Source organism: Streptomyces sp. NPDC059900, from assembly GCF_050270335.1.
Taxonomy (GTDB): domain Bacteria; phylum Actinomycetota; class Actinomycetes; order Streptomycetales; family Streptomycetaceae; genus Streptomyces.
Window position 1 is genome coordinate 14,695 of record NZ_JBNNJZ010000064.1, and the last position, 14,437, is coordinate 29,131.

Annotated in this window: 17 protein-coding genes; 11 read left to right on the top strand and 6 right to left on the bottom strand. The window is 71.5% G+C overall.

Translation table 11 applies throughout. The features are described 5' to 3' along the window. Window positions 1–196: 196 nt before the first annotated feature. From ACQKIP_RS12640 to ACQKIP_RS12655, 4 genes are all read left to right on the top strand, one after another. Window positions 197–796 (top strand): RNA polymerase sigma factor, encoded by a 600-nt coding sequence (locus ACQKIP_RS12640; protein WP_365854642.1) that lies wholly within the window; start codon window positions 197–199, stop codon window positions 794–796. Beyond that, on the top strand, window positions 793–1,434 hold the full coding sequence (locus tag ACQKIP_RS12645; protein ID WP_365854644.1) for a hypothetical protein: 642 nt from the start codon (window positions 793–795) through the stop codon (window positions 1,432–1,434). The genes ACQKIP_RS12640 and ACQKIP_RS12645 overlap by 4 nt, the downstream gene beginning before the upstream one ends. Window positions 1,435–1,531: 97 nt before the next feature. After that, entirely contained in the window at window positions 1,532–1,930 is a 399-nt protein-coding gene (locus tag ACQKIP_RS12650; RefSeq protein WP_361182878.1) for a hypothetical protein, read from the top strand. A 71-nt stretch (window positions 1,931–2,001) separates the two neighbouring features. Beyond that, window positions 2,002–2,409 (top strand): peptidase M23, encoded by a 408-nt coding sequence (locus ACQKIP_RS12655; protein WP_365854647.1) that lies wholly within the window; start codon window positions 2,002–2,004, stop codon window positions 2,407–2,409. 76 nt (window positions 2,410–2,485) lie between these two features. Here ACQKIP_RS12655 and ACQKIP_RS12660 read toward each other — a convergent pair whose 3' ends face one another. Next, window positions 2,486–3,493, bottom strand: a complete 1,008-nt coding sequence (locus ACQKIP_RS12660; protein ID WP_365854649.1) for a helix-turn-helix transcriptional regulator — start codon at window positions 3,491–3,493, stop codon at window positions 2,486–2,488. Between the two features lie 62 nt (window positions 3,494–3,555). Between ACQKIP_RS12660 and ACQKIP_RS12665 the strand changes: the two genes are divergently transcribed. The 3 genes from ACQKIP_RS12665 to ACQKIP_RS12675 all read left to right on the top strand — a co-directional run bounded on the left by ACQKIP_RS12665 (window position 3,556) and on the right by ACQKIP_RS12675 (window position 4,918). After that, on the top strand, window positions 3,556–4,143 hold the full coding sequence (locus ACQKIP_RS12665) for a DinB family protein (protein ID WP_365854651.1): 588 nt from the start codon (window positions 3,556–3,558) through the stop codon (window positions 4,141–4,143). Beyond that, window positions 4,140–4,601, top strand: coding sequence for a VOC family protein (locus tag ACQKIP_RS12670; protein ID WP_365854653.1), 462 nt, complete (start codon window positions 4,140–4,142; stop codon window positions 4,599–4,601). The genes ACQKIP_RS12665 and ACQKIP_RS12670 overlap by 4 nt, the downstream gene beginning before the upstream one ends. A gap of 125 nt (window positions 4,602–4,726) precedes the next feature. Beyond that, window positions 4,727–4,918, top strand: coding sequence for a CsbD family protein (locus tag ACQKIP_RS12675; RefSeq protein ID WP_365854655.1), 192 nt, complete (start codon window positions 4,727–4,729; stop codon window positions 4,916–4,918). A 70-nt stretch (window positions 4,919–4,988) separates the two neighbouring features. Here ACQKIP_RS12675 and ACQKIP_RS12680 read toward each other — a convergent pair whose 3' ends face one another. Next, entirely contained in the window at window positions 4,989–5,753 is a 765-nt protein-coding gene (locus ACQKIP_RS12680) for a uracil-DNA glycosylase (RefSeq protein ID WP_365854657.1), read from the bottom strand. A gap of 25 nt (window positions 5,754–5,778) precedes the next feature. Beyond that, window positions 5,779–6,333 (bottom strand): isochorismatase family cysteine hydrolase, encoded by a 555-nt coding sequence (locus ACQKIP_RS12685; RefSeq protein ID WP_365854659.1) that lies wholly within the window; start codon window positions 6,331–6,333, stop codon window positions 5,779–5,781. 143 nt (window positions 6,334–6,476) lie between these two features. Here ACQKIP_RS12685 and ACQKIP_RS12690 point away from each other — a divergent pair, with 143 nt between their 5' ends. Further along, window positions 6,477–8,027, top strand: coding sequence for a carboxylesterase/lipase family protein (locus ACQKIP_RS12690; protein ID WP_365854661.1), 1,551 nt, complete (start codon window positions 6,477–6,479; stop codon window positions 8,025–8,027). Between the two features lie 27 nt (window positions 8,028–8,054). On the opposite strand, the gene ACQKIP_RS12695 is transcribed toward ACQKIP_RS12690, so the two are convergent. Further along, window positions 8,055–9,611 (bottom strand): FG-GAP repeat protein, encoded by a 1,557-nt coding sequence (locus ACQKIP_RS12695; RefSeq protein WP_365854663.1) that lies wholly within the window; start codon window positions 9,609–9,611, stop codon window positions 8,055–8,057. 211 nt (window positions 9,612–9,822) lie between these two features. After that, entirely contained in the window at window positions 9,823–10,353 is a 531-nt protein-coding gene (locus ACQKIP_RS12700) for a YceI family protein (protein WP_365854752.1), read from the bottom strand. A 290-nt stretch (window positions 10,354–10,643) separates the two neighbouring features. Here ACQKIP_RS12700 and ACQKIP_RS12705 point away from each other — a divergent pair, with 290 nt between their 5' ends. From ACQKIP_RS12705 to ACQKIP_RS12715, 3 genes are all read left to right on the top strand, one after another. Beyond that, on the top strand, window positions 10,644–10,712 hold the full coding sequence (locus ACQKIP_RS12705; RefSeq protein ID WP_361183524.1) for a putative leader peptide: 69 nt from the start codon (window positions 10,644–10,646) through the stop codon (window positions 10,710–10,712). A gap of 193 nt (window positions 10,713–10,905) precedes the next feature. Further along, window positions 10,906–11,997, top strand: a complete 1,092-nt coding sequence (sfnG, locus tag ACQKIP_RS12710) for a dimethylsulfone monooxygenase SfnG (protein ID WP_365854665.1) — start codon at window positions 10,906–10,908, stop codon at window positions 11,995–11,997. Between the two features lie 46 nt (window positions 11,998–12,043). Next, entirely contained in the window at window positions 12,044–13,261 is a 1,218-nt protein-coding gene (locus ACQKIP_RS12715) for an acyl-CoA dehydrogenase family protein (protein ID WP_365854667.1), read from the top strand. A 30-nt stretch (window positions 13,262–13,291) separates the two neighbouring features. Here the strand turns inward: ACQKIP_RS12715 and ACQKIP_RS12720 are convergent. Next, window positions 13,292–14,437: SulP family inorganic anion transporter (locus ACQKIP_RS12720; RefSeq protein ID WP_427742974.1), on the bottom strand; the 1,146-nt coding region annotated here is incomplete at its 5' end.

A 14,437-nucleotide genomic window follows, 5' to 3' on the forward strand; every position in this document is an offset into this window, starting at 1 on the left:
CCGGTCTCGGTCACCGGCCGAAGCCGGGGACATGTCCGGCCCTAGATACGGGTGGGACCAGAGTTGTGTTCATCGGCAGGGCTGAGAACGGTTCTTGATGGGTAATCAGTTAATGCGCCCCCGGCCGAGCGCCGGGGGCGACCAAGCGCGGAACGCCGGATTCGCGCGTCGTGCGGCGGGGTAGCCTCACGCGGCTATGCCCAAGGAACAGAGTGGTGGCGCGAAGCCTGACAGGGCAGCGTTCGACGACGTCTTCTGCGGCCTGCTGCCCAGGCTCTATCGCAGAGCCGTGATGTTCTCCGGGTCCCGGCAGCTCGCCGAGGACGCGGTGCACGAGGCCTATCTCAAGCTCGCCGGGCGTCCCGAGCGGCTGCTCGCCCATCCCGAGCCCTACGCCTACGCGTTCTCGGCCCTGCTGAGCGTCGTGCGGGACGCCTACCGACGGGAGAGACGCCAGGTGCTCATCGAGGACGTCGAGACGCATGCCGCGGTGCGGGCTTCGGAGAGCGGCGGTGTGTACGGCGCTGCCTTCGTCGACGGCGCCTGGGACGGCGGTCTTGAGCGGCGGCAGGGCGAGTGGGAAGCCGTGCGACTGTTGAGCAGGCTCTCGGCGCGGCAGGCGGGCGTCGTCATCCTCGTCGATCTCGACGGCTACACCATCGACGAGGCCGCGAAAATCATGAAGGTGCACCGGGGCACCGCGGCCCGTCACCGCACGCGCGCCCTGGACAGCCTGCGCAGCATGCTCGTCGCGGCGCGCTCCGAACCCAGACCCGAGGAAGGAAAGGCGTCTTGAACGCGAACCCGGGCCCCGACGACCCCACTCCGGGTCCCGATGATGCGGCCGTCGCCGTGCTGCGCGAGCGGTTGCGCGCCGCCGACGAGGCGATCGAGGTGCCGCACGGGCTGTGGGAGCGCGTCCGGGCCGACGCCCCCGCCGGGCGCCGCCGGCCCTGGATCCATCGGCTGACCGCTCCTCTCGGCTCGCCGGGCGGGCGCCGCCGTCGCCTGACTCTCGTCGTCGCGGCGGCGCTGGTCGGTGCGGTCGCGCTGGGGACGTGGTGGCTGGTGCGGCCGTCCGCCCAGCACCGGCCGGTGCCTCCCGCGGGCGCGCGGAGCGTGGCCGTCACGGTGCACAACGCGGAGGCGGCCTGCCGTGAACTGCGCACCCTGGAGTGCGCGTTGCGGGTCGCGAAGGATCCGTACGAGCGCTATGCCGCGCCCGGCAACCGGGCGGCCGTCGTCTGGCACGGCGACCCGCTGGAGGCACTGTGCGTCATCGCCGACGGCACGCTCGTGGAGGACGAGAAGGGGATCACGTCCACGCGGTGGTATCTGGTGCGCACGGCGCTCGGCGCGGAGGGCTGGCTCCCCGGCGTCCGCACCCGCAACAGCGCGGCGGTGCCCGACTGCGTGCAGAAGAGCGACCCCTGACGTACATGTGACACAGGTCACATCATCAGGTGTCATACGGGAGGCCGTCGCGACCCGTGTAGCGCATGAGAGTACGCACTACACGGGGAGAACGAACATGAGCGTACGTACCTTTCTGACCGGGACCGTCGCGGCGCTTGCGGTGACCGCGGGCGGCCTCGCCGTGACGGCGGGCACGGCTTCCGCCGATGCGGCGCCGAAGGCGGGAGCAGCCGCCGCCTTCACCGTCTGGGCGACCAATGTGAACGTCCGTGACAACCCGCAGTCGCCGGCGACCTGCGACGGGTTCCCGTCGCCCGGCAACTGCCCCGTCGTCTCGGGCAAGTTGCAGCCCGGCCAGTCCTTCGAGGCCCGCTGCCAGCGCAAGGGCGCGACGGTCAGCGGCAACGACTGGTGGGTCTTCATCGAGCGGGGCGACTCGCGCGGTTGGATCGCCAGCTACTACGTGGACACGCCCTCCAACCAGCTGCCCGGCGTCCCGGTCTGCGGCGCCTGACAGCACGACACAACGACCGAGCGACAGAACGACCGAACGACCAAACTGCAACAACCAACGGGGAGCAGCACATGAGGATTCCGCGTGACGCAGCACGGACCGCGGCACTGGCGGTGGCCGCCGGCGCGCTCGCACTGATCGCACCGGTGACGGCATCGGCATCGGCCGGGAGCGCGCCGGTCGCGGCGGCCGGGCCCGCCGCGACGCAGCAGGCCCTGGAGGGCAAGGAGGTCCAGGTCTGGGCCAGCAATGTGCGTCTGCACGTCGAACCGTCCGTCGGCTCGGACTCGCCGACCACCTTCGGTCCCGGCAAGCTGATCGACTTCTGCCAGCGGAAGGGCGACTTCGTCTCCGAGCCGGGCCAGGGATCGAGCAGCTGGTGGTCCTACGTCGAACTGCCCGGCGGCAGTGACGGCCTGTGGATCAGCAATGTCTACCTGGTGGGCGGCGAGAAGATCGACGGCGTGCCCGACTGCTGACCCGCCCCCTGCCACGCGCCTCCCGCTGCCACCCGAAGGCGGCGGGGGGCGCGTCTCGTCGGCCGGGTGGTGCCCCTCATGATTCCCGCGGCTCCGGTGCCGGTGCCGGTGCTGCGACCGCTTCCCCGGCCGCCAGCAGTCTCCGCGCCAGTTCGCGGCAGCGTTCCCCGAGTTCCGCAGGAGCAAGGACCTCGAAGTCGTGCCCCAGCAGGAGCATGTGCAGCAGCACGGCATCGAGGCGTTCGCCGCCGCTGAGCACCTCGCACCGCCCGTTCTCGCGCTGCCGCACGACCGCCGCCGCGGCCGGAATCTGCGCGCGTACCGTGTCGGCGGGCGCGTGCACGAGGAAACGCGCCTGGTGCGAGTAGACGCGGCTCGCCACGCCCTCCTGTACGTAAGCCGCCGCGTCGGGTGCGTCGCGCGGCCGGAAATGCCAGGTCCGCGCGGACGCGTCGGTCATCCGGTCGACGCGGAAGGTGCGCCAGTCCTCGCGGTCGAGGTCGTAGGCGAAGAGGTACCAGCGCCGGTCCGACGCGACCAGGCGGTAGGGCTCGACCCGCCGTCGTCGCGCCTCGCCCCCGGACCGATAGCCGAAGCCCGCCTCGACCTCGTCGCGGCAGGCTCGGGCCAGGGTCATCAGCACCTCGGGGTCGACGGGGGTGCGTCCGCCGCCGAAGGACTCCACCGAGTCCGTGAGCGCGCGCACCTCGTGCCGCAGCCGCGCGGGCAGCACCTGGTCGAGCTTGGTCAGCGCCTGCAAGGCGGCATCTCCGGCGCCCGCGACCGCGCCGCCCGCGCCGGCCAGGAGCGAGACCGCGGTCGCGATCGCCTCCTGGTCGTCGAGCAGCAGCGGCGGCAGCTCCTGCCCCGGCCCGAGGCGGTAGCCGCCGCCGGCCCCCTGCCCGGCGTGCACCGGATAGCCGAGCGTGCGCAGCCGCTCCACGTCGCGGCGCACGGTGCGGGACGTGACCCCGAGCCGGCCTGCCAGCTCGGGGCCGGTCCAGACCCTGCGCTGCTGCAACAGCCCGAGCAGGGTGAGCACCCGCTCCGTCGTGCCCCGCTCTTCGGCGCCTGTCCCGTCCATGGCGCCAACCCTGCCAGAGATAGCGGACCGATCCTGTCCGCCTGTGCTGTCACAGTGGCTGCATGAACCCAGACGAAACCGCCTGGAACCGGACGCTCTGCGAGCAGTGGGAGTTCCACTGGACCCATCAGCTCCGGGCCCGGCTCGACGGCCTCACCGATGACGAGTACTTCTGGTCGCCGGTGCCGGACTCCTGGAGCGTGCGGCCGCGCGGTACCTCGACGGCGCCCGTGCAGGCCGGCTCCGGGGACTTCGCGATCGACTTCGCCTTCCCGCAGCCGGAGCCCGCGCCGTTCACCACGATCGCCTGGCGGCTCGGTCACGTCATCGTGGGCGTGCTCGCCGCCCGCAACGCCGCACACTTCGGCGCGCCCGCGGCGTCCTACGAGAGCTGGGAGTACGCAGGCAGCGCGTCCGCCGCACTCGGCCAGCTCGAATCCCAGCTCGACGGCTGGCTGACCGGGGTGCGCGGCATCGGCGACGCGGGGCTGCGGGTCCCGGTCGGCGACAAGGAGCCCTACCCCGAGGCGCCCATGGCCGACCTGGTGCTGCACGTCCACCGCGAGCTGATCCACCACCTGTCCGAGGTCTGCCTGCTGCGCGACCTGTACCTGCACACGCATCCCGACGTGAACGGAGCCACCCGATGAGCCGCCACCTGCAGATCACCTTCGACGCCCACGACCCGCGGGCCCTGTCGTCCTTCTGGCGCGACGCCCTGGACTACATCCACCCCGGCCCGCCCGGAGTCGACCTGCCCGAGGGCGCGGACGCCCTGGCCGCCTGGGACGACTTCCTCGCGCGGATCGGCGTTCCGGAGGATCAGCGCAACTCCCGATCGGCCATCGAGGACCCGGCGGGGATCGGACCCCGGGTGTTCTTCCAGCAGGTGCCGGAGGACAAGGTCGCCAAGAACCGTGTCCACCTCGACGTCCGCGCGGCTCCCGGTCTTCAGGGAGAGGAGCGGATGGCGGCGCTGGAGGCCGAGTGCCAGCGCCTTGTGGCACTGGGGGCCCGGCGGGTGCGCCGCGAGGAGCCGGCTCCCCCGATGGGCGCGGGCCACATCGTGATGGCCGACCCGGAGGGCAACGAGTTCTGCCTGGACTGAATCCACTCCGCCATTACGGTGCGTGACGACTGGGCGCGCGGGGTCACCGTCGGCCGCCTACGTTGAATGCAGGAGCCCGCATCACAGGTGAAACCGGCGGGCGCTGCACCGACAAAGGAGTGGTCATGGCTGACAAGGGCGGCATGGACAAGATGAAGGGCAAGGCCAAGGAAATGGGCGGCAAGGTCATGGGCGACCGTGACAAGCAGGCCGAGGGCAAGGCCGACCAGGCCAAGGGCGAGGTCAAGAAGGCCATGGGCGACATGCGCGACCGCGCCAAGGACGCGCAGGATTCCCTCAAGCGCCGCCAGGGCTGACCGCACTCCGCCGCAGCCCCCGCTCCCGGCGAGCGGGGGCTGCGGGCGTTTCCGGCGCCGGGTGAGGTGTTCACGGCGCGTACGGCGGGACGGCCGCCTCCCCGGCTGCCTCGCGCAGGACGTCCTTGAGCATGTCCGGCGTCAGCCTGCCGGTGAACGTGTTGCGCTGGCTGACGTGGAAACAGCCGTACAGGGTGACGGGGCCCGGTCCGGGATCCGTGGGTACGACGGACCCTGAAGCGCCGCCGGTCGCCCGGGTGTCCGCGCGCTCCAGCGTCACCCGCGTGCCGTGTGCGAACTTCGGCCGCGGCTTGGGCACCTGCCAGCCTGCCGCCGCGAAGGCCGGCAGCGCCGCCTGCCAGCCGAACGCCCCCAGGATCACCGCCGAGCGCAGGCGCGGCCCAAGCAGCTCCATCTCCCGTACGAGCCAGGGCCTGCACGTGTCGCGCTCGCCCGGAGTCGGTTTGTTCTCCGGCGGGGCGCAGTGCACCGGCGACGTCACGCGTACCCCGCGCAGCGTCAGTCCGTCGTCCACGGATACCGCTGACGGGCTTGAGGCCAGGCCCAGTTCGTACATCGCCCGGTACAGGACGTCTCCGGAGCGGTCGCCCGTGAACATCCGCCCCGTCCGGTTTCCTCCGTGCGCCGCGGGGGCGAGCCCGATGACGAGCATCGAGGCATCCGCGGGCCCGAAGCCGGGCACCGGCCGTGCCCAGTACGTCCAGTCCGCGAAGGCGGCCCGCTTGACCCGCCCGACCTCTTCGCGCCAGGCGACGAGGCGCGGGCACGCGGCACACTCCGAGATACGCGCGTCCAGCTCGGTCAGCGGATCCATGCGGGCCACCCCGGGTCGTCTCCCATCAGCTCGTACGTCCTGGGAACAGCTCGTCGTCCGTGGAACGCACGAGCCGTGCCTGCATGTTCCGTTCCATCATCTGCAGGGCGGCCTCGGCGAGGTCACCGTGGATGCTCGCGCAGGCGTCCTCGGCCACGACGACTTCCAGATGCCTGATGTGGGCGTCGAGCGCCGAGTAGAGGATGCACTGCTCGGTCACCTGGCCGCACAGGAGCACGGAATCGATGCCGCGCTGGCGGAGCAGGTATTCCAGCGGGGTGTCGTAGAAGATCGAGTGCCGGGCCTTCACCACGAAGAGCGAGTCGCCTTCGGGGCGGATCGGCGCGACCAACTCCGCGTGCGGGCCGCTCAGGACTTTGTCCAGGAGCTCGTCGTGGTGTGAGCGCCACAGGCCGAAATTGTCGTTGGCGTAGATGACCGTGATGTCGTCGGCCCGCGCCCGCTCGATCACTCTGCGGACGTTCGGCAGCACCTCCCTGACCGACTTCCGCAGGATCTCCGCGTCCGGGTGGTCGTACATGTTGATCATGTCTACGACGATGAGAGCCTTCTGAGCCATGCCCCGAGTCCATCACGCGCCTCATGCGTAGCGCGGGTGCCCCGCCAGTGGGCGCGGTGCCTGCCGGGCGGTGCCGAAAATGGCTGGCGCCGTGTCCGGACGCGGCGAGATGCTCCCCCTGTCCGGCCGGAGGGGGAGTCGTGATGACCGTGGGTGCGTCGGAACAGTCCGGGGCCGGGCCCGAGATCCGGGTGGCCGCGGGACCGTTGCGCGGCACGCGGGAGACGGGGGTGGCGGTCTTTCGCGGCGTTCCGTTCGCCGGGCCGCCGGTGGGCCCGCGCCGATTCGCCGCGCCGCAGCCGGTGCGGAGCTGGGAGGGGGTGCGAACCGCCTTGTCGTACGGACCGCCGCCCCCGCAGGGCAGCCACTTCGGCATGGACGCGCTGGCGCGCGAAGTGAGGGGCGACGGATGGCTGACGGTCAATGTCTGGTCGCCCGACCCGGGCCCGGGCGCAGGGCTGCCGGTGATGGTGTGGATCCAGGGCGGCGCCTACACGATCGGCATGTCCGGTCTTCCCGAGTACGACGGCGGCCGCCTCGCCCGTGAGGGCGGCGTCGTCGTGGTGACCTTCAACTACCGGGTGGGCCTTGAGGGTTTCGGGCAGATCGAGGGGGCGCCCGCCAACCGGGGTCTGCTCGACCAGGTGGCCGCTCTGGAGTGGGTGCGGGACAACATCCGGGCCTTCGGCGGCGACCCGGCACGCGTCACGCTCTTCGGCCAGTCGGCGGGCGCCGGATCGGTCGCCGCGCTCCTTGCCATGCCGCGTGCGGCCGGGCTCTTCGTCCGGGCCGTCGCCCAGAGCGTGCAGGGCACGTTCTTCTCGCCGGACCTCGCCGCCGACATCGCCGCCGCCTGCGCCGCCGAACTCGGCCTCAAGCCCACCGTGGCCGACCTGTCCGCGGTGGACCCGGACCTGCTGTCCGCCGCCGGTGACGCGGTCGGCGCCGACATGGGCCGGCGGGCCGGGCGCTGGGGCCCGCCGGCGCACAGGTCGATCGCGTTCTCGCCGGTCGTCGAGGGCCAGGTGCTGCCGCGAACTCCCTGGCAGGCCCTCGCCGACGGCGCCTGCCGCGGCATCGGATTCCTCGTCGGCCACACCCGCGACGAGGCGCGGCTGCTCACCGCGCTCGACGGTCTGCTCGGCCAGGTGACGCAGGAGCAGGCGGCGACCGCCCTGCGCGTCTTCGGCCCCGGCCGGGACGGCGCACGCCTCTACCACGACGCCTTCCCGGCCGCGGGCCCGGACGCGCTGCACGAACTGGTGCAGTCCGACTGGCTGTTCCGCATGCCGGGCCTCCGTCTCGCCCAGGCCCAGAACGCCGCCGGGGGCCGCGCCCACGTCTACGAGCTGACCTGGCCGGCTCCGGGCATGGGCGGTGTCCTGGGCGCCTGTCACGGCCTGGACGTGCCGCTCGTCTTCGGCAACCTCGACCGCGGCCGGCCCGCCGCCCTGATCGGCGAGGACCCGCCCCCTGACACGGAGGCGCTGTCGGCCCGTATGCGCGCCGCCTGGACGGCGTTCGCCGCGCACGGCGACCCGGGCTGGCCCGCATACGACACCGCGCAAGGCCTCGTGCAGCTCTTCGACACCCGCCCGGCTGTCACGGCGTACCCCGAAGAGCACTCCCGCCGGATCTGGCGGCACCACGACTTCCCCGTGCTGCCGCTCATCGACGCCCGCCCCGCCGGGTAGCCCGCACCTGCGGCCCCGGTCAGCCGGTCACTCGTCGACGGCCGCACCGAACGCCGCGTCCGTCGCCGGGGCGCCCAGAGCCGCCCCGCCGTACGACCACGAACCGTCCGCCACCAGGCCCTTCGTGCTCGCGGGCAGCACCCAGACCGCACCGTCGCGGGTGTTCTCGCCCGGCGCCGCGGCGATCAGCTCGGAGCGGCCGTCGGTGTCCGTGTCGGCGAGACGGAGCTGGCCGCCCCACCCGTCGCTCTCCTCCGCCACGCCGGGAACGTACGAGGTGTTCTGGTCGAAGGACTGCGCGCCGGTGGCGGTCAGTCCTTCGGCCGAGCCGCGCAGCAGCCAGACGGCGCCCGCGTCCCGCACCGTGCCCACGTCCTCGCCTGCGGCGCCGACCGCCACGTCCGCGTATCCGTCTCCGTCGACGTCGTCCACGGAGAGCTCGCCTCCCCAGGCGTCGCCTTCCTCGGCCGTGCCGGGGACGCCCGGCGAGTCCTGCGTCCACCACTGGGGCGCGTTGTCGGGCTCCTGGCCCACGGGGCCTTCCTCACCGCCGTAATAGACGCCCGCCAGACCGCCGTTCGCGCCCTGCGGCTGGTCGTCCGACGTGCGGATCTGGCCCACGACCAGGTCGTCGTAGCCGTCGTTGTTGATGTCGCCGGACGCGGTGCCCAGGCCGCCGTTCAGGTCCCGCTGGTGCGAGACGCCGCTCTCGCCGCCCGCGTAGACGGTCGACCAGCCCTGCTTGTGGCCGTCGTCGGGGCTGTAACCGGAGATGACCAGGTCGGCGTAGCCGTCGCTGTCGTAGTCGCCGGTGGTCAGGTAGCCGGGCTGGATCGCGGTTCCCGCGGGGTGCTCCGTGGTGTCCACGGAGTCGGTGTGGCTGAGCTCGCCCCCGGTGTAGGTGAACAGCTGGGCGCCTGCGCGGTCGAGCACGGCGACCACGTCGGCCGTGGTCGCGCCGGTGAAGCGGGCCGCGGTGACGGACATGCCGAAGCGGGCGCCCTCTTGCGGGGAGTCGGCGGCGATGTTCAGGGCACGGTCCGCGCGCAGCCCGGTCTTCGAGCCGAACAGGACGGTCACCCGGCCGGAGTTCTCCGCCTCTCCGACGTCCTCGCCCGGCGCGCCGATGACCGCGTCGTCGTAGCCGTCGCCGTCCAGATCTCCGGTGGCGACGGACTTGCCGAAGGAGTCATACGCCTCCGAGCTGCCCGGCACCCCCGTGGTGGACTGGCTGAACACGGCCGTTCGCGCCTTGGGCACGCTGTTGTTGACGCCGATGCCATTGGCCGCCCCGTACTGGACCGTGACGTAACCGGCGCCCTCCTTGCCGCTGACGGTGCCGTCCGGAGCGCCGATCAGGACGTCGTCGTAACCGTCGCCGTCGAAGTCGGAGTTGCGGTCCGCGGCGCTGGTACCGCCCGGCACGCCCGCCAGGGCCGCGGGCGCGGCGGCGATGCCGACGCCCGCCAGCAGCAGGAAGGACGCGGCCGCCACGGCGGCGGACGTCTTCGTGCGGCGCGTGGTGCGGTGCGGGCGGGCCGTGCCGGTGGTGGTCGTGTCGCTGGTGGTGGACGTGCTGGTCATGTCCTGCTCCCCCGTAGGTCTGATGGCGTATGAGCCCAAAGATCCGGTCATGTGGCGTGATTTACCGGCAAGCGCCCGTTCCTCACTGACGCCCAGTTCGACCCGGCAGCCCCTACGGGAGTTGTGGTGCACGCCGTGGGCGTGACACAGCAGTGACATCAGTTGCGGAATGCGGACTTCGGGCGGGGGACGCGCGGGGCGGCCGGCGCCTTCAGCGGGCAACCGCTTCGACGGTGAGGCGGAGCTTCAGTCGGCGGCCGGTCATGCCTTTCGCCGTGGTCACGCCGAACGCGTACCGGTCGACGACGGCCGCGCCCTCGACGATCAGCCGCTCCCCGTCCGGCACCACCGCCCCGACGGTGACGGTGACGGGCCGCGTGACGCCTCGCACCGTCAACTCCCCGGGCAGCTCCGCCGTACCCGCCGCGGATTGCGTCACCCCGCGGCTGCGGAACTCGATCTCCGGGTGGCCGGCGGCATCGAGATAGTCGGCGGACACGACATGCCGGTCACGGCGCCGCAGCCCGGAGTCGAACGTGTCGGCCCGGATCGTCACGTCCACCGCGGAGTCCTCGACGGCATCGGTCACGGTGATCCGACCGCGGCCGATGCCGAAGGTGCCCCGCACCGGGAACAGTCCGAACACCGTGCGCGTCCTGAACCGCACCGCCGAGGCCGCCGGGTCGATCTCGTACGTGCCGCTGCGAGGCACGCTCTGCTCGTTGCGCATCGGCAGGACCATGGCACCCACGCCTCCCTCTTCCGCTGTCCGCGGCGGCCCGTCCGCCACCGCGGTCACTGCGTTCATCGTGCTCGCGCGGCGCGGCAGGGGGCAGATCCGGATGTCGTCGATCCGCCGGTACAAATGTCACCTGCACCCGCCCCGGCCCCGGTGGAAGGGGAGCCCTATCAGCCCCTCGCCAATGCCGAATCGACCCGGGGCGGCTTCGCTCGCTAACGTGTGAACGGACCGGGCTCCTCCCGCCGTTCGGCGGGGCGGATCCGGTCCTGTCCAGCGAGGAGTTGATCGGTATGCGCAGGCTCACCCAGCGCCGCCACATCGACCTCGGACGTCTTGCCGGCTCCTTCTGTCGCCGCTGACCTCCGGCCTCCGCTCGGCCCTTCTTTCTCTTCTTCTCCCTCTCTCCTTCGCTGATCGGCCGACGCCGCGTCCGCGGCTTCTTCCGCCATGCGTGATCGACGCCTGGTGATCAGCGCTCCCTGACGCACGCCCCGCGCTCCCCTGCCCGCGTGCCCTCGCGCCCCCCTGCCCCGAACCCCCAGGAGCTCCCCCATGCCATCCGAACCCGCGCGCTTCGCGTACTGGGTCCCCAACGTCAGCGGCGGTCTCGTCACCAGCAAGATCGAGCAGCGCACCGACTGGGGCTACGACTACAACCGCGAACTGGCCGTTCTCGCCGAGAACAACGGCTTCGACTACGCCCTGAGCCAGGTGCGCTACATGGCCAGCTACGGCGCCGAGTTCCAGCACGAGTCGACCAGCTTCAGCCTCGCCCTGCTGCTCGCCACCCGGCGCCTGAAGGTGATCGCCGCCGTCCATCCGGGACTGTGGCATCCGGGGGTGCTCGCCAAACTCGGTGCGACCGCGGACCAGTTGTCGGGCGGACGGTTCGCCGTCAATGTCGTCAGCGGCTGGTTCAAGGACGAGTTCACCGCGCTCGGCGAGCCCTGGCTGGAGCACGACGAGCGCTACCGCCGCTCGGAGGAGTTCATCCGGGCGCTGCGCGCGGTCTGGACCGACGACCACGCCGAACTGGCCGGTGATTTCTACCGGATCCGCGACTTCTCCCTCAAGCCCAAGCCCCTCAACACCCCCGAGCGCCCGCACCCGGAGATCTTCCAGGGCGGCAACTCGACCGCGGCCCGCGCCATGGCGGGCCGCGTGTCCGACTGGTACTTCTCCAACGGCAAGAATTTCGACGGCGTCACCGAGCAGCTCCGGGACGTGCGTTCATCGGCTGCGGCAGCCGGACGCTCCGCGCCCCGCTTCGGCCTCAACGGCTTCCTCATCGCCCGTGACACCGAGGCCGAGGCCCGCGAGACGCTCCGCGAGATCGTCGCCAAGGCCGACACGGATGCGGTCGAGGGCTTCGGAGCCGCCGTCAGGCAGGCGGGACGGTCGGCCGCCGACGGCAAGGGCATGTGGCAGGACTCCTCCTTCGAGGACCTCGTCCAGTACAACGACGGATTCCGTACGGGTCTGATCGGCACCCCGGAACAGATCGCGGAGCGCATCGTCGCCTACAAGCGGCTCGGCGTGGACCTCTTCCTGCTCGGGTTCCTGCACTACCTGGAGGAGGTGGAGTACTTCGGCAAGAAGGTGCTCCCGATCGTCCGCGAGCTCGAAGCCTCGGCCTCCGACTGACCTACCTCGCCCCCCTTCGCCCCAACTCCCCTGGAAAGGCAGCAACATGAGCACCGTCGCACCCGCCGACTGGCAGACACTCCCCGCCCCCGCGGACTCCCGGGCCTGGATCGACCGCGCCTCGCAGGTCGCGGCCGTACTGGCCACCGATGCCGTCGCCCGCGACCGGGCGGGCCAAACCCCTTACGCCGAGATCCAGTTGCTCAAGGACTCCGGTCTGGTCACGCTCCTGGGTCCGGTCGGGCACGGCGGCGGGGGCCAGGACTGGCCGACGGCCTACCGCGTCGTGCGCGAGGTCGCCAAGGCGGACGGTTCGATCGGGCAGCTGCTCGGCTACCACTACCTGTGGAACTGGGCCGCGCGCCTGGTGGGCACCCGCGAGCAGTGGGAGCACGTCGAGGCCGAGGCCGCCCGCGGGCAGTGGTTCTTCGGCGGCGCGGTCAATCCGCGCGATCACGACGTGGTGGTCACCGAGGACGGCGACGACCTGGTCTTCACCGGCCGCAAGTCCTTCTCCACCGGCAGCAAGGTCTCCGACGTCACCGTGCTCGAAGGTGTGCTCGAGGGCACGGACCAGCATGTCTTCGCCATCGTGCCCTCCGACAGCGAGGGCCTGGCCTTCCACGACGACTGGGACAACATCGGCCAGCGGCTCACCGAGAGCGGCGGCGTGACCCTGGACGGCGTGCGCACGCCGTGGGCGTCGGCCGCCGGATACGTCGACAAGCAGTTCACGCCGCGCGTCTACAACACGCTCAACGTCCCCACCATCCAGCTGGTCTTCGTCAGCTTCTATCTGGGCATCGCCGCCGGCGCCCTGGAGACCGCCGCCTCCTACACCACGGCCAAGTCCCGCCCCTGGCTGCACGGCGGCCACGACAGGGCCGTCGACGAGCCGTACGTCATCGACATCTACGGCGATCTCACCGCCAAGCTGTGGGCCGTCGAGGCCCTGGCCGACGCCGTCGCGCTGGAGGGCCAGGCGCTGCACGAGGACCCGGACGCGGTCACCGAGCAGTCCCGCGGGGCGTTCGAGGTGCGGGTCGCGGCGGTGAAGGCGCGGGCCACGGAGGTCGCTCTGGAGATCACCAACCAGGTCTTCGAGGTGACCGGCGCCCGCTCCACCGCGTCGGCACAAGGCCTCGACCGGTTCTGGCGCAACGTCCGCACCCACACCCTGCACGACCCCGTCGCCTACAAGCGCCGCGAGGTCGGCCGGCACGTCCTGACCGGTGAGCTCCCGGAACCCACCTGGTATTCGTGACGCCGGGCCATGGCCCGCGGCACGGGAAGCTCAGTGGCTGCCGGTGAGTTCGCCGCTGAGCGTCTCGTGGATGCGGGCGCTCGGCCCGTTCAGGCCGATGATCTCCACCGTCTTGCCGCGCTGGGCGTACTTGGCCCCGATCGCGTCCAGGGCGGCGACGGAGGAGGCGTCCCAGACGTGGGCGGCGCTCATGTCGATGACGACCTTGTCGGGGTCACCTGCGTAGTCGAACCGCCCGACGAGTTCGTTGGCGGAGGCGAAGAAGAGCGCGCCGGTGATGGAGTAGGTGACCTTGCCGTCCTGGCGGTCGGGAAGAGCGGTGACCTCGGCGTGGTGGGCGACGCGCTTGGCGAAGACGGCCATCGCCGTGATCGATCCCGCGACGACACCGACGGCGAGGTTGTGCGTGGCGACCACGCACGCCACGGTGACGACCATGACCGTGATCTCCCCGGCGGGCATCCGCTTCAGCGTCTTCGGCGCGATGGAGTGCCAGTCGAAGGTCGCGAAGCAGACCATCACCATCACGGCGACCAGGGCGGCCATGGGGATGTCGGAGACGACGGGTCCGAAGACGATGCACAGGACCATCAGGAAGGCGCCCGCGAGGAAGGTGGACAGGCGGGTGCGGGCCCCGGACACCTTCACGTTGATCATCGTCTGGCCGATCATGGCGCAGCCGCCCATGCCGCCGAAGAAGCCGGTGACGATGTTGGCGATGCCCTGGCCGATGGACTCGCGCTTCTTGGAGGAACGGGTGTCGGTGATGTCGTCGACGAGCTTGGCCGTCATCAGGGACTCCATCAGGCCGACCAGCGCCATGGCGAGCACGTAGGGCGCGACGGTCGTCAGGGTGTCCATGGTGAACGGCACGTCGGGCAGGCCCGGTACCGGCAGGGACGAGGGCAGTTCTCCCTTGTCTCCGACGGTCGGCACCGCGATCCCGGCGGCGACCGTGATCACCGTGAGGACGATGATCGAGACGAGCGGCGCCGGGATCACCGTGGTGATCTTGGGGAAGAACACCATGAGGGCGAGCCCGCCGATGATCAGCGGATAGACGGGCCAGGGCACGTCGTGCATCTCCGGGACCTGGGCCATGAAGATCAGGATGGCCAGGGAATTCACGAAGCCGACCATCACGCTGCGCGGCACGAACCGCATCGGCTTGGCGAC

Excerpts from the sequence above, each read along its gene's own strand:
- ACQKIP_RS12690 (WP_365854661.1), top strand. The coding sequence starts at position 6,477 with ATGACCGTGGGTGCGTCGGAACAGTCCGGGGCCGGGCCCGAGATCCGG.
- ACQKIP_RS12700 (WP_365854752.1), bottom strand. The coding sequence starts at position 10,353 with ATGGTCCTGCCGATGCGCAACGAGCAGAGCGTGCCTCGCAGCGGCACG.
- ACQKIP_RS12715 (WP_365854667.1), top strand. The coding sequence starts at position 12,044 with ATGAGCACCGTCGCACCCGCCGACTGGCAGACACTCCCCGCCCCCGCG.
- ACQKIP_RS12650 (WP_361182878.1), top strand. The coding sequence starts at position 1,532 with ATGAGCGTACGTACCTTTCTGACCGGGACCGTCGCGGCGCTTGCGGTG.
- ACQKIP_RS12675 (WP_365854655.1), top strand. The coding sequence starts at position 4,727 with ATGGCTGACAAGGGCGGCATGGACAAGATGAAGGGCAAGGCCAAGGAA.
- ACQKIP_RS12640 (WP_365854642.1), top strand. The coding sequence starts at position 197 with ATGCCCAAGGAACAGAGTGGTGGCGCGAAGCCTGACAGGGCAGCGTTC.
- sfnG (WP_365854665.1), top strand. The coding sequence starts at position 10,906 with ATGCCATCCGAACCCGCGCGCTTCGCGTACTGGGTCCCCAACGTCAGC.
- ACQKIP_RS12660 (WP_365854649.1), bottom strand. The coding sequence starts at position 3,493 with ATGGACGGGACAGGCGCCGAAGAGCGGGGCACGACGGAGCGGGTGCTC.
- ACQKIP_RS12685 (WP_365854659.1), bottom strand. The coding sequence starts at position 6,333 with ATGGCTCAGAAGGCTCTCATCGTCGTAGACATGATCAACATGTACGAC.
- ACQKIP_RS12670 (WP_365854653.1), top strand. The coding sequence starts at position 4,140 with ATGAGCCGCCACCTGCAGATCACCTTCGACGCCCACGACCCGCGGGCC.
- ACQKIP_RS12680 (WP_365854657.1), bottom strand. The coding sequence starts at position 5,753 with ATGGATCCGCTGACCGAGCTGGACGCGCGTATCTCGGAGTGTGCCGCG.
- ACQKIP_RS12655 (WP_365854647.1), top strand. The coding sequence starts at position 2,002 with ATGAGGATTCCGCGTGACGCAGCACGGACCGCGGCACTGGCGGTGGCC.
- ACQKIP_RS12695 (WP_365854663.1), bottom strand. The coding sequence starts at position 9,611 with ATGACCAGCACGTCCACCACCAGCGACACGACCACCACCGGCACGGCC.
- ACQKIP_RS12665 (WP_365854651.1), top strand. The coding sequence starts at position 3,556 with ATGAACCCAGACGAAACCGCCTGGAACCGGACGCTCTGCGAGCAGTGG.